The organism is Streptomyces sp. NPDC048566, assembly GCF_043199735.1.
In the GTDB taxonomy this organism is placed as follows: domain Bacteria; phylum Actinomycetota; class Actinomycetes; order Streptomycetales; family Streptomycetaceae; genus Streptomyces.
Window position 1 is genome coordinate 17941 of the sequence record NZ_JBICWL010000004.1, and the last position, 12528, is coordinate 30468.

Here is a 12528-nt window from a genome sequence, read left to right on the forward strand (position 1 = left end):
CCGGGAGGTGGTGCGGATGCGGAGCGCGTACGACTGCGATGTGCTGGTGATCGGCGGCGGGATCGTCGGCCTGTCGACGGCCTACGCCCTCACGCGCGCGGCGCCGGGCACCCGGGTCACCGTGCTGGAGAAGGAGCCCGGCCCGGCCCGGCACCAGACCGGCCGCAACAGCGGGGTGATCCACAGCGGTGTGTACTACCGCCCGGGCTCGCTGAAGGCGCGCTACGCGGTGCGGGGCGCGGCCGAGATGGTCAAGTTCTGCGCGGAGTACGACATCCCGCACGCGGTCACCGGCAAGCTGATCGTCGCCACCGAGAAGGCCGAGCTGCCCCGCCTGCACGCGCTGGTGCAGCGCGGCAGGGAGAACGGCATCCCGGTGCGGGAGCTGGGTCCGGCCCAGATCGCCGAGGCCGAACCCGAGGTGCGCGGCCTCGCCGCCATCCACGTGGCCACCACCGGCGTCTGCGACTACGGGGCGGTCGCCCGGCAGCTCGCGGACGCCTCCGGCGCCGACGTCCGCTACGGCGCCGACGTGGTGCGGATCGACCGGCGCCCGGACCTCGGCGCGGCCGTCCGCACCCGGGACGGCGCCGTCGTGCGCGGCCGGGTGCTGGTCAACTGCGCGGGACTGCACTGCGACGTCACGGCCCGGCTGACCGGCGACGACCCGGGCATGCGGATCGTGCCCTTCCGCGGCGAGTACTTCACCCTGGCGCGGCCGGAGCTGGTGCGCGGCCTGGTGTATCCGGTGCCCGACCCCGGCTTCCCCTTCCTCGGCGTCCATCTCACCCGGGGCATCGACGGCGGCGTCCACGTCGGCCCCAACGCGGTGCCCGCCCTGGCCCGCGAGGGATACGGGTGGGGCGTGGTCCGCCCGCGCGAGCTGGGCGCGACGCTGGCCTGGCCGGGTTCCTGGCACACGGCCCGCCGCCACTGGCGCTACGGCGCCGGGGAGCTGCGCCGGTCCCTGTCGAAGACGGCGTTCACCGAGGCGGTGCGCCGTCTGCTGCCGGCGGTCACCCCGCAGGACCTGCTGCCCGCCGCGGCCGGGGTCCGCGCCCAGGCCGTCCTGCGGGACGGCACCCTGGTCGACGACTTCCTGATCAAGGAGGGTCCGCGCACCGTGCACGTGCTGAACGCGCCGTCCCCCGCGGCGACGGCGTCCCTCCCGATCGGCCGGGAGGTCGCCCGCCGGGCGCTGGCGGCGCTGGCGGCCGGCTGACCGGAGCGCCCGAGCCCCGCACAGACCGCCCGCCAGCCGCCGGGCGGCCCCCGGCGACGGCGGACCGACCAGCGCGGCGAGTCCCGGCGTCCGCCACGGCAGGCGGCCCCGAGACATCACGGCGACGGCACACGAACAGGCCGGGTCAGTCCCGGCGACGGCGCACCGACAATTCGGGCCGCCCCCGACGACGGCCACGGCGGGTCGGGCGGCCGGGCGGATCGCGACGGCGGCCCCGCCGGGTCGGCCGCGGCCCGGCGACGGTCGTGGCCGGTCCGACGCGTGCCCGCCGCTTCGGGCACGGCGGAGCCGGCGCGGGGCCGCCCGGCAGCGCGGGCCGCTCCGCGCGCGGCGCCGGGCCGGACCCCCTCCTGCGCGGTCCCCGTAAAATCGAGGGCACTGTGTCTGACTTCCTCGACTCCTCCGAAGAGACCCGGCCCGCCTCCGCCGAGGACGGCCCGCCGCGTCACCACCGCTCCAAGGGCGAGCCCCGGTTCCCCGACGGTCCGCAGGCCGACCCCGCCGGATCGCACTTCGAGCGGCGGATCAGGAGCTTCCAGCCGCGCCGCAGCCGGGTGACCGCGGGCCAGGGCGAGGCCCTCCAGCGGCTGTGGCCCCGGTGGGGACTCGACGTCGACGGCCGGCGCACGCTCGACCTCGCGGAGCTGTTCGGGGCGGACCTGCCCGTGGTGCTGGAGATCGGTTTCGGCATGGGCGAGGCGACCGCGCAGATGGCGGCCGAGGACCCGGCCACCGGCATCCTCGCCGTGGACGTCCACACCCCGGGCCAGGGCAACCTGCTCGGCCTCGCGGAGCGCGGCGGCCTGACCAACGTCCGGGTCGCGAACGGCGACGCGATCATCCTGCTGAGGGAGATGCTCGCGCCCGGCTCCCTGGCCGGCCTGCGCGTCTACTTCCCCGACCCCTGGCCCAAGAAGCGGCACCACAAGCGGCGGCTGATCCAGCCCGAGTTCCTGGACCTCGCCGCGACCCGCCTGAAGCCGGGCGCGCTCGTGCACTGCGCCACCGACTGGGAGCCGTACGCCGAGCAGATGCTCGACGTGCTGGGCGCGCACCCCTGCTTCGAGAACACCCGGCCGGACGGCGGTTTCGCGCCGCGTCCGCCGTTCCGGCCGCTGACCCGTTTCGAGGGCCAGGGCCTGGACAAGGGACATGTGGTGAACGACCTGCTCTTCCGGCGCGTACAGCACCGGGACCAGCACGCCCCGGGCAGCTGACCCGCGCGCGACCTCCGGTGGCCCCGGGCGCTCCGCCCGCCGGGACCGCCCCGGTCACCGTCGCGGGCCACGCCCTCCCTCGTTAGGGTCAATGCCGTGGCCATCCGTCCCCCGTACCCTCCGCAGCCCGGCGCCCCCGCCGGGCCGCCCGCGCCGCGCCATCCGCACTGGTGGCAGCGCAGATGGGTGCGGTACGGAGCACCGATCACCCTGCTGGCGCTGTCGGGCCTGGTCATCCTCGCGCTGGTCCGCGAACAGACCGGCACCGAGGGCTTCCTGGTGGGCCTCGGCCTCGCCGTGTTCCCGGTGCCGCTGCTGGTGGCCGCGTTCCGCTGGCTGGACCGCGTCGAACCGGGGCCCTGGCGCACCCTGGTCTTCTGCTTCGCCTGGGGGGCCTGTGCGGCGGCACTCATCGCGATCGTCGCCAACAGCTTCGCCACCCGCTGGATAGCCACCGCGACCGCGGACCCCTCCAGCGCGGACACCCTCGGCGCGACCGTCATCGCCCCGGTGGTCGAGGAGTCGGCGAAGGCGGCGGCCGTCCTGCTCGTCTTCCTCTTCCGCAGACGCGACTTCACCGGGATCGTCGACGGTGTCGTGGTCGCCGGAGTCACCGCCACCGGCTTCGCGTTCACCGAGAACATCCTGTACCTCGGCACCGCCTTCGGCACCGACCGGCTCACCGGCGACCACGGGCTGGCCTCCGTGACCGCCGCGACCTTCTTCGTGCGCGTGGTGATGTCCCCCTTCGCGCACCCCCTGTTCACCGTGCTGACCGGGATCGGCTTCGGCGTCGCGGCCCTGTCCGGCGACCACCAGCGCGTCCGCCGCGTCCTCGTGCCGGCGGCCGGCCTGCTGCTCGCGATGGGGATGCACTCGGTGTGGAACAGCTCCTCGGACTTCGGGGAGTTCGGCTTCATCGCGGTCTACGCGGCCTTCATGGTGCCCGCGTTCGCCCTGCTGACCTGGCTCGTCGTCTGGACCCGGCAGCGCGAGCTGCGCACCGTGCACACCGAGCTGCCCGCGTACACCGCGGCGGGCTGGCTGGGCACGGCCGAGCCGTACGTCCTCGGCTCGATGCGGGCCAGGCGGCTCGCCCGCGAGTACGCCGGGCGGCAGTGGGGAAAGGGCGCGGCCCGCTCGGTCGCCGAGTACGAGGCGTACGCCACCTCGCTGGCGTTCCTGCGGCACCGCGGCCGGCGGGGCCGCGCGGGCGGCGACTTCGTCGTCCGGGAGCGGGAGCTGCTGCACGAGCTGTGGCGGCGCCGCGACATCGCCCGTCCGTCCCTCGCCTACGCGGCCGGGGCGACCGCCCCGCTGCCGGTCCCGCCGCCGTGGCCGGCGCACGGCTGGGGCTACGCCGCCCCGCCGGCGCGGCCCTTCTCACCGCCGGTGCCGTACCCGGCGTACAACCCCTACCGCTCGTGACCCCCGCGCCGCCGCGGACGCCCGCCCCGGCCGGCCCGCGGGCGGGGCGGGCGGCCCCGCGGGGCCGCCGCGGGGGTCCGGCCGGTCAGGCCGACGCCTCGGACAGGCGGGACAGTTCCGCCTCCGTCAGGGACAGCTCCGCGACGCCGAGGAGTGCCGGGAGCTGCTCCACGGTGCGGGCGGAGGCGATCGGCGCGGCGACGGTCGGCCGGGCGGCCAGCCAGGCGAGCGCGACGGTCGGGACGGCGGTGTTGTGGGCGCCGGCGATCGCGTCGAGCGCGGTGAGGACCCGCTGCCCGCGTTCGGTCTCCAGGTGCTTGGCCGCTCCCGCGGCCCGCGGCGAGTCCACGGTCGCCCCCGGACGGTACTTGCCGGTGAGGAAGCCGGCCGCGAGCGCGAAGTAGGGGACGGCGGCGAGCCCGGCACCGGAGGCGACGTCCCGCAGCGCGCCCTCGTAGGTGTCGCGCGAGACCAGGTTGTACTGCGGCTGGAGCGCCACGTACCGGGCGAGACCCTCGCGGTCGGAGAACTCCAGGGACTCCCGCAGCCGCTCCGGGGAGATGTTGGAGGCCGCGATGTGACGGACCTTGCCGGCCTTCACCAGGTCGTCGAGCGCACCGATGATCTCCTCCACCGGCACCTCGGTCTTGTCGAAGTGCGTGTAGTAGAGGTCGATGTGGTCGGTGCCCAGGCGGCGCAGCGAGGCGTCGGCGGCGGCCTTGATGTTGGCGGCGGAGAGGCCGGGGAAGGCGGGGTGCTGGCTGACCTTGGTCGCCACGACCATGTCCTCGCGGTTGCCGCGGGCGGCGAGCCACCTGCCGATGACGGTCTCGGACTCGCCGCCCTCGTTGCCGTCGGCCCAGGCCGAGTAGGAGTCGGCGGTGTCGAGGAAGTTGCCCCCGGCCGCCGCGTAGGCGTCGAGCACGGCGAAGGACTGCGTCTCGTCCGCCGTCCAGCCGAAGACGTTGCCGCCGAGGCAGAGCGGGAAGACCTCCAGGTCGGAGGAGCCGAGCTTGCGAAGAGGGGAAGTCATGCCCGGCTTCAACGCCCGCGCCGGATGCCTCTATTCCGCAGGTGAACGGCACGGCGGGGACCGGCTCCCGCCGGCCGGGGTGCGGCGGTGCGCCGGCGTGCCGCGCCCACCGCCGTGGCGCGGGTCGGCCGCCGGCCGGGCCGGGCCGGGGGCCGCGCCCGCGCGGACGCCGCTCGGATCAGGGGGTGAGGCCCTTGCTCTGGAGCCAGGCCATCGGGTCGATGCCGGTGGGGGCGCCGTCCGGGTGGACCTCCAGGTGCAGGTGCGGCCCGGTGACGTTGCCCGTCGCGCCCACCCGGCCGATGACGTCACCGGTGGCGACCTTCTGGCCGGTGCTGACGCTGATCGACGACTGGTGGCAGAACCAGAGTTCGGTGCCGTCGTCGAGGGTGAGCACCGTGCGGTAGCCGTAGGCGCCGGCCCAGCCCGCCTCGGTGACGGTGCCGCTGTGGACGGCCTTGATCAGGGTGCCGGTGGGGGCCGCGAAGTCGAGACCCGTGTGGTAGCCGGAGGACCACATGGAGCCGGCCTCCCCGAAGGTCGAGGTCAGCGTGTACGAGGAGGTGGGCAGGGAGTAGCTCTTGGCGAGTTCGGCGAGGCGCTCCGCCTCCGCCTTCGCCGCGGCCTCCTCCTCCGCCTTCTTCTTCGCGGCGGCCTCCTTGGCCTGCGCGGCGTCCTGCTGCTTCGCGGCGAGCGCGACCGCCTGCTTCGCGGCGGCCGTCTCCGCGGCCTTCTGCGCGGCGCTGTCGACCTGGTTCTGCTGCGACTCGGCCTGCTGCATGATGCGGGCGCGCAGGGCCTCGCCGGCGTCCGTGGCGCCCTGGGCGGTGTCCGCGGTGGTCAGACCCGCGCCGGTGAGCGGAGCGGCCTGGGTCTCGGGTGCCTCGTCGGTGTCGTCGGCGACCAGGGCCTTGGCCGAGTGGGTGACCGAGGACAGGTCGGGCAGCGAGATCGAGACGGGCGCCTTGCCGGGCGCCGCGGTGGCCATGCCCCCCGCTCCGACGGCCGCCATGACGCCGACGCCGAGGACGGTGGAGCTGCGGGCGAGTCCTCCGCCGCGCTGCTTTCCCACGCGGTGCCGGCCGCGCACGGGGCGGACGGACTCCTCGGTGGGGTTCCACTCCTCCCAGGGACCCTCGTCCTTGCCGTGGACGAAGCCGAAGGAGTGGGCTTCGCCCGGGGCGAACGAGGTGGGCCGGGCAGGCGGGTTGGACGCCACGTGGGCGCTCCTTTCCTTCCTTCTCGCCTACCGGGTTAGCTGACGGGTTCGGAGCAGGAAGGTCTCCTACGCGCGTAAACCGCCGTGTGACCACGGCCGCATACGCTCGATTCACCCCAAATGGTGGTTCCCCGGTTCCCTCGCGGGATTCGGCGCGTGCGCACGGAGCCGTCGCTGGTGACGGCTGGGACGACCGCGCTGCGTTATCGAACGTTAATAGACACGGCCACCGGATTCCAAGCTGTTCCGAGTGATCGTTAACGGTTTCCGGCCAGGACTTCTGGGTCACGAGCGGTGAAAAAGGGGCGAGTTGACCTCCGTGCGTGCACCACCCTTTACTTGACGGTGCGTCAGTTGTTATGCGGAGGGACAGCGCCCCGTCACCCCTCGTGACAGGGCCCGAGCAGGCCGGCGGCCGGCCCGCGCAGGACGGCGAGCAGCGCCATGTCGTCGGCCAGCGCGCCACCGGTGTGCCGGCGGACCTCGCCGGCGACCTCGTTCAGCAGCGCGCCCGGGCCGGGGAACACCCGACCGGTCAGCCGTGCGGCCGGGTCGTAGAACGCGCCGGACCGGTCCCGGGCCTCGGAGAGGCCGTCGGTGTACGGCAGCAGCGTCGCCCCGGACGGAATACGGGCCGGCACCGCCCGGTCGGGCGCGCCGGCCAGGTCGCTCATCCCGAGGGGCAGGGCGGCGGGCTCGACCGTGAGGACGCGGAGCGTGCCGTCGGGATGCAGCAGCAGGGGCGGGGGGTGCCCCCGGTTGACGATCCGGACGATCCCCTCGTCGTGCGGGATCTCGGCGAGGACGGCGGTGGTGAAGCCCTCGACGGCGTCGAGGCTGTCCCGCCGGGCGCCCTCGCGCCGCAGCGCCCGCTCCAGCCGCCGGGCGACCGCCTCCAGGGTGCCCTCCTGCTCGGCGGCCTCGCGGAAGGCACCGATCACCACGGCGACGGCGGCGACCGCCGTCATCCCCTTCCCGCGCACGTCCCCGACGACCAGCCGTACGCCGTAGGCGGTGTCCTGCACCGCGTACAGGTCGCCGCCGATGAACGCGTCGGCTTGCGCCGCCTCGTAGCGGGCGGCGACGTCGAGGCCGCCGATCCGCGCCTGCGGTTCGGGCAGGACGGCCCGCTGGGCGAACTCGGCGATCTCCCGGACGGAGGCGAGCCGCTGGTCGCCGCGCCGGACGAGGATGTTGATGAGGACGGCGAGCACGGCCGCCGTGGCGACGGTGACCGCCTCGGTGATCGCGTCGATCCGCAGGACGATGCCGTAGCGCGCGTGCACGAGGAACACCGCGGCGACGGCGGCCGAGGAGACGAGGACCGTGCCGCGGAGCGAGGAGAGGGGCGCGGCGACGAGCACGGCGGCGGTGAAGAGGGGCGCGGCGGTGAACTCGCCGGGCGTGAAGTAGTCGTACAGGGTCGCGGCGACGACGAGGAGCACGGGCAGCGCCCGCACGAAGGCCCGCGCGACGGAGATCCTGCGGGTGCGCCGGCCGACCGGGGCGGGGGCGGCGACACCGGTCGCGCCCGAGGCCACGGCGCGTCCCGGGGGCCGCGGTCCGGCGGACGGGCGGTCGGCGCGGTCGTCGCGTTCCCCGGTCCGCTCGTCACCTCCTGGCCGGCCCACCCGTCCAGCAGACCCGGAGCGGCGGCGCCGGGCGACCGGTGTGGACCGACCGAGGGATGCACCCCGGGGGAGACCTACGCCAAGGGCCGGAATCCGTGTTTCAGGATTCCGGCCCTCGGCCTTCAGTAGCGGGGACAGGATTTGAACCTGCGACCTCTGGGTTATGAGCCCAGCGAGCTACCGAGCTGCTCCACCCCGCGTCGGTGAAACCAGTCTACGCCATCCGCGGGACCGCCCTGACCACTTCCTCCCCGCGCCCCCGGCGGCCTCGAACGGGGGGCGGGGCCGGGCGGCGGGCCGCCGCTCAGGCCCGGCCGCGGGGGGCGTCGCCCGGCAGGTGGCGGTTCGGCGCCTGGGCGCGCTCCTCGTACTCGGGCAGCAGGACGACGTCGGCGCCCGCCGCGGCGAGGACCGCGCTGCCGTCGGCCTGCGGGACGAAGGTGTCGGGCTCGCGCCAGGCGGTGACGACGCGCCGGACACCGGCGTCGAGGACGAGCCGGGCGCAGGGGGCGGGGCGCGAGGCGCGGCGGGCACACGGCTCCAGGCTGCTGTAGACGGTGGCGCCGGGCAGCCTCGGGTCGGCCGGGTCGATCTTGGCGAGCGCGGCCTCCTCGGCGTGCGCCACGGCGTCCCCGCCCTCGCGGGAGTGGCCGCGGGCCAGCTCGGTGCCGTCGGCCGCCACCACCACGGCGCCCACGCTGAACGCGGTCTCCGAGGGCGGGCACGCGGCGGCCAGCTCGCACGCCAGGGCCAGCCACCGGCGGTCCGCGGCGGAGGCGGCGCCGCCGGTGCCGGGCGCGGTGGGGACGTACCGGGCGAGGACGACGTCGCCGACGGGCCGGGTCTCCACGAGCCGCATCCGGCCGGGCGGATAGGCCCCGGGCCCGAACAGCCGCGGCGCGTCCGGCTGCCCGACGAAGAGCGGCGCGAGGGCGAGCTGGAGTTCGTCGGCGAGCCCCTCCGTCACGAGCTGGGTGTGGACCCGGCCGCCGCCCTCGACCATCAGGCGCCGCACACCCCGGACGTCGTGCAGGTGCTCCAGCAGGACCCGCCAGTCGACGTCGGGGCCCGTGGTGACGACCTCGACACCCGGCAGGTCGCGCAGCAGGTCCGCCGCGAGCCGGGCGCCCGCGTCGGTGGTGTAGAGGACCTTCTCCCCGCCCGTGTGCCAGAACCGCGCCCGCGGGTCGAGGTCGCCGGAGCCGCTGACGGTCGCCTTCAGCGGGTACGCGGGGCGCCCTTCGGCGACCCGGGCCGCCCGGCGCTCGGCGGAGTTGACCAGGAGCCGGGGGTTGTCGGCACGCAGGGTTCCGGCGCCGACCAGGATCGCGTCGCAGGACGCCCGCACCTCGTCGACCCGGTCGAAGTCGGCCGGCCCCGAGAGCAGCAGCCGTTCGGGCCCGGTGTCGTCCAGGAAGCCGTCGAGGGAGACGGCGGCGGACAACAGGACGTGGGGTCGGGGCATCGGGCGTTTCCTCCGGTGGCGTTCACTGAGCGGTCGTGCGGCGGTCCATCATGTGGTTCAAGTTTTAAACAATACCTACACTGGCCCCATGACGACCCGCTGGCTCTCCCCCGCCGAACAGCGCGCCTGGCGCTCGTACGTCTCCGCGAGCTCCCTCCTGGAGGACACCATCGATCGCGGGCTCCAGGCCGAGGCCGGCATGCCCCACCTTTACTACTCCATCCTGGCCACGCTGTCCGAGGCGCCGGAGCGGCGGATGCGGATGACGGAGCTGGCCGAGACGCTGAAGATCACCCGCAGCCGCCTGACGTACGCCGTGACCCGGCTGGAGAAGGACGGCTCGGTCCGCCGGCAGGGCTGCCCGACCGACCGGCGCGGCCATCTGGCCGTGCTCACCGACGCGGGCATGGACCTGGTCGCGCGCGTGGCGCCGGGCCATGTGGAGACGGTCCGGGCCGCGGTCTTCGACCGGCTGACCCCCGAGCAGGTGGGCCAGCTGGAGGAGATCTGCGGGGCCATCACGCGGGCGATCCAGGACGAGAACCCGGCGGCCCGCGGGGCGGAGCTGCCCTGGCGGCGACGCTCCTGCTCCTCGTGACGGGAGCGGGCGGGGCGGGCGGGGCGCGGCGGGCGGCCCCGAAACCCGTTGCTTGAACTTTGAAGCAGATGTAGGGTCACGGACGGACGGTGTGCTTCAAATCTGAAGCAGTGCCCGGGACCCGCCGTTCCGTACGAACCCGCTGGACGGAGAGAGACCATGCGCGACCACCCCACCGCCACGGTGCGCACCCGTGTCCGGGTACCCCTGCGCTTCGGCGACGGCTACACCGTGGACGCGGACCTCGTCACCTTCCACGGGCTGGTCGACGGCGCGGAACACCTGGCCGTCGTCCTCGGCGACCCCGGCCCCGAACCGCTCGTGCGGCTGCACTCCGAGTGCCTGACCGGCGACGTCCTCGGCTCGGCCCGCTGCGACTGCGGACCGCAGCTGCGCGAGGCGGTGGAGCGGATCGCGGACCGGGGCGGCGTGCTGCTCTACCTGCGCCAGGAGGGCCGCGGCATCGGCCTCTACAACAAGCTCGACGCGTACGCCCTCCAGGACGAGGGCCTCGACACCTACGCGGCCAACGCGGCCCTCGGCCTGCCGGAGGACGACCGCGACTACACGGCCGCCGCCCAGATGCTCCAGGCCCTCGGCATCGACACGCTCGACCTGCTCTCCAACAACCCCGACAAGGCCGAGCAGCTCCGCGACCTCGGCGTCACCGTCGCCCGGCGCGTGCCGACGGGCGTCTTCACCACCGCGCACAACGTCCGGTACCTGCGCGCCAAGGTCCTCCAGACCCGGCACACGCTCCCGCTGCCGGACCTCGCCGACCGGACCGGCCTCACGGACCTCACCGCGGGCTGACCCCCGCCGGGGCCGGGCGCCCTGACGACATGACAGCGCCCCGCCGGCCGAAGCCGGACGGGGCGCTGTCGCGCGGTAGACCCTGTGGGACTCGAACCCACAACCAATGGATTAAAAGTCCACTGCTCTGCCAATTGAGCTAAGGGTCCCCGCACCGGCTCACGCCGGTACGGCGCACCGGACCGCGCCGATGCATCCCCGAGCATAGCCGGACGAGACCGCGACGCCGATCGGGTATCGGCGACCCGGCCGCGCCGGACGCGCACAAGGTCAGGGATCGACCGGTTCGGGCGCTCCCGCGCGCGCCGCCTCGCGGGCGATCGTGCGCTCGTGCTCGGGGTTGAGGAACCAGTGCCGGGCCGAGGCCAGCCACCAGGCCGCCGCGAATCCGAGGACGACGAGGACCGCGACCGGGGCGTAGTTGAAGGTCTCCCAGGTGACCGGCGAGACCTGCGGCAGCATGAACAGAACCGTGATGACGACGACCCAGCCGACCGCGACCATCCCGACCGGGCGGGACCAGCGGCCCAGGTGCCAGGGCCCGCGCCGGAAGTCCGCGCCCTTGCGCACCCGCAGGAACGTCGGGATGACGTAGGCGACGTAGAGGCCGATGACCGCGATCGACGTGACGGCCGCGTAGGCGGTGTAGTTGATCAGGTACGGCAGGCCGAGGGCGAGGGCGCCCAGCGCGGCCAGCCAGACCGCCGCGACGGGCGTGCGCGTGCGCGGGTTCACCGTGTGCCAGACGCCGGAGAAGGGCAGCGCGCCGTCCCGCGAGAAGGCGTAGATCATGCGGCTGTTGGCGGTCACGGACGCCATGCCGCAGAACAGCTGGGCGCCGATCACCACCAGCAGCAGGAGCTTGCCCGAGGTGGCACCGAGCGCGTCGAGCAGGATCTGCGCCGGGGGCGCGCCGGTCGGCGAGTTCAGCGCCCCGTCGTAGGACTGGATGGCGAACGTGAACCCGAGCAGCAGGACGAAGCCGGCGATCCACGAGGTCCAGATGGACCGCACGATGCCCCGCGGGCCGGCCGTCGAGGCGTCGTGCGTCTCCTCCGTCATGTGGGCGGAGGCGTCGTACCCGGTGAACGTGTACTGGGCCATGAGCAGGCCGAGGAGGACCACGTAGACCCCGCTGCCCCAGCCCGTGTTGTCGACGAACCTCGTGAACACGAACGACGCCGACTGGTGGTGGTCCGGCACGAAGGTCAGCGCGCCGACGATGACGGCGACACCGACGACGTGCCACCACACGCTGATGCTGTTCAGGAGGGCGACGATGCCCACGCCGAAGGTGTTCAGGAGGCCGTGCAGCAGCAGGATCGCGGCGAACAGCAGGACCGTGCGGCCCGGTGTCACCTCGAAGTCGAACTGGAGGTTCAGATAGGCGCCGAGGAAGGACGCGGCGCCGAAGTCGATGCCCGCGGTCACGGCGACCTGCCCGAGCACGTTGAACCAGCCGGTGAACCACGCCCAGGCCGCGGCGCTGCGTTCCGGGGCGAGCCGGTGGGCCCAGAAGTACAGCCCCGCGGAGGTGGGATAGGCCGAGCAGATCTCGGCCATGGCGAGCCCGACGAACAGCGTCATCAGGCCGACGGCGACCCAGCCCCAGGTGATCACGGCGGGGCCGCCGGTGTTCATCCCGAACAGATACAGCGTCAGACAGCCGGACAGGACCGAGATGATCGTGAAGGACACCGCGTAGTTGGAGAACGCCGACATCCGGCGGGCGAGCACCTGCGTGTAGCCGAGCTCGGCGAGCCGCTCTTCGTCGGACAGCCCGCCGTCCGTCGCGTCATGTGTCATGTCCCCAGCGATTCCCTCGCGGGGGCCGCGCCATGCGCGGGACGGACCGTCGAGTCGGCCGGAGGGGGCCGGGGC

Annotated in this window: 10 protein-coding genes, 2 tRNA genes and 1 riboswitch; of the genes, 5 read left to right on the forward strand and 7 right to left on the reverse strand. The window is 74.4% G+C overall.

What is annotated here, in order from left to right; translation table 11 throughout:
- Window positions 1-16 precede the first annotated feature (16 nt).
- The 3 genes from lhgO to ACGFS9_RS08920 all read left to right on the forward strand — a co-directional run bounded on the left by lhgO (window position 17) and on the right by ACGFS9_RS08920 (window position 3888).
- On the forward strand, window positions 17-1222 hold the full coding sequence (gene lhgO, locus ACGFS9_RS08910) for an L-2-hydroxyglutarate oxidase (protein WP_393251669.1): 1206 nt from the start codon (window positions 17-19) through the stop codon (window positions 1220-1222).
- Between the two features lie 401 nt (window positions 1223-1623).
- On the forward strand, window positions 1624-2460 hold the full coding sequence (trmB, locus tag ACGFS9_RS08915) for a tRNA (guanosine(46)-N7)-methyltransferase TrmB (protein ID WP_393251670.1): 837 nt from the start codon (window positions 1624-1626) through the stop codon (window positions 2458-2460).
- A 96-nt stretch (window positions 2461-2556) separates the two neighbouring features.
- On the forward strand, window positions 2557-3888 hold the full coding sequence (locus ACGFS9_RS08920; RefSeq protein WP_393251671.1) for a PrsW family intramembrane metalloprotease: 1332 nt from the start codon (window positions 2557-2559) through the stop codon (window positions 3886-3888).
- Window positions 3889-3973: 85 nt separating this feature from the next.
- On the opposite strand, the gene ACGFS9_RS08925 is transcribed toward ACGFS9_RS08920, so the two are convergent.
- The 5 genes from ACGFS9_RS08925 to ACGFS9_RS08945 all read right to left on the reverse strand — a co-directional run bounded on the left by ACGFS9_RS08925 (window position 3974) and on the right by ACGFS9_RS08945 (window position 9236).
- Window positions 3974-4921 (reverse strand): aldo/keto reductase, encoded by a 948-nt coding sequence (locus ACGFS9_RS08925; protein WP_393251672.1) that lies wholly within the window; start codon window positions 4919-4921, stop codon window positions 3974-3976.
- Window positions 4922-5099: 178 nt separating this feature from the next.
- Window positions 5100-6140: a M23 family metallopeptidase gene (locus ACGFS9_RS08930; protein WP_393251673.1), complete on the reverse strand. Its 1041-nt coding sequence runs from the start codon at window positions 6138-6140 to the stop codon at window positions 5100-5102.
- Window positions 6141-6149: 9 nt separating this feature from the next.
- A riboswitch (cyclic di-AMP (ydaO/yuaA leader) is annotated at window positions 6150-6305 on the reverse strand.
- 215 nt (window positions 6306-6520) lie between these two features.
- Window positions 6521-7681 (reverse strand): PP2C family protein-serine/threonine phosphatase, encoded by a 1161-nt coding sequence (locus tag ACGFS9_RS08935; RefSeq protein ID WP_393251674.1) that lies wholly within the window; start codon window positions 7679-7681, stop codon window positions 6521-6523.
- A gap of 216 nt (window positions 7682-7897) precedes the next feature.
- A tRNA-Met gene (locus ACGFS9_RS08940) sits at window positions 7898-7971 on the reverse strand.
- 104 nt (window positions 7972-8075) lie between these two features.
- On the reverse strand, window positions 8076-9236 hold the full coding sequence (locus tag ACGFS9_RS08945) for a dihydrofolate reductase family protein (RefSeq protein WP_393251675.1): 1161 nt from the start codon (window positions 9234-9236) through the stop codon (window positions 8076-8078).
- Window positions 9237-9324: 88 nt separating this feature from the next.
- On the opposite strand from ACGFS9_RS08945, the gene ACGFS9_RS08950 reads away from it, so the two are divergent.
- Window positions 9325-9834: a MarR family winged helix-turn-helix transcriptional regulator gene (locus ACGFS9_RS08950; protein WP_393251676.1), complete on the forward strand. Its 510-nt coding sequence runs from the start codon at window positions 9325-9327 to the stop codon at window positions 9832-9834.
- Between the two features lie 159 nt (window positions 9835-9993).
- Window positions 9994-10647 carry a GTP cyclohydrolase II gene (gene ribA, locus ACGFS9_RS08955; RefSeq protein ID WP_393251677.1) on the forward strand — a complete coding sequence of 218 codons (654 nt, stop codon included), beginning with the start codon at window positions 9994-9996 and terminating at the stop codon, window positions 10645-10647.
- 76 nt (window positions 10648-10723) lie between these two features.
- Here ribA and ACGFS9_RS08960 read toward each other — a convergent pair.
- Window positions 10724-10796, reverse strand: a tRNA-Lys gene (locus ACGFS9_RS08960).
- 121 nt (window positions 10797-10917) lie between these two features.
- Window positions 10918-12453 carry an amino acid permease gene (locus ACGFS9_RS08965; RefSeq protein ID WP_393251678.1) on the reverse strand — a complete coding sequence of 512 codons (1536 nt, stop codon included), beginning with the start codon at window positions 12451-12453 and terminating at the stop codon, window positions 10918-10920.
- Window positions 12454-12528 lie beyond the last annotated feature (75 nt).

Bases quoted from the DNA above. Each gene is read 5' to 3' on its own strand.
- ACGFS9_RS08945 (WP_393251675.1), bottom strand. From the start codon at position 9,236: ATGCCCCGACCCCACGTCCTGTTGTCCGCCGCCGTCTCCCTCGACGGC.
- ACGFS9_RS08925 (WP_393251672.1), bottom strand. From the start codon at position 4,921: ATGACTTCCCCTCTTCGCAAGCTCGGCTCCTCCGACCTGGAGGTCTTC.
- ACGFS9_RS08965 (WP_393251678.1), bottom strand. From the start codon at position 12,453: ATGACACATGACGCGACGGACGGCGGGCTGTCCGACGAAGAGCGGCTC.
- ACGFS9_RS08950 (WP_393251676.1), top strand. From the start codon at position 9,325: ATGACGACCCGCTGGCTCTCCCCCGCCGAACAGCGCGCCTGGCGCTCG.
- ribA (WP_393251677.1), top strand. From the start codon at position 9,994: ATGCGCGACCACCCCACCGCCACGGTGCGCACCCGTGTCCGGGTACCC.
- lhgO (WP_393251669.1), top strand. From the start codon at position 17: ATGCGGAGCGCGTACGACTGCGATGTGCTGGTGATCGGCGGCGGGATC.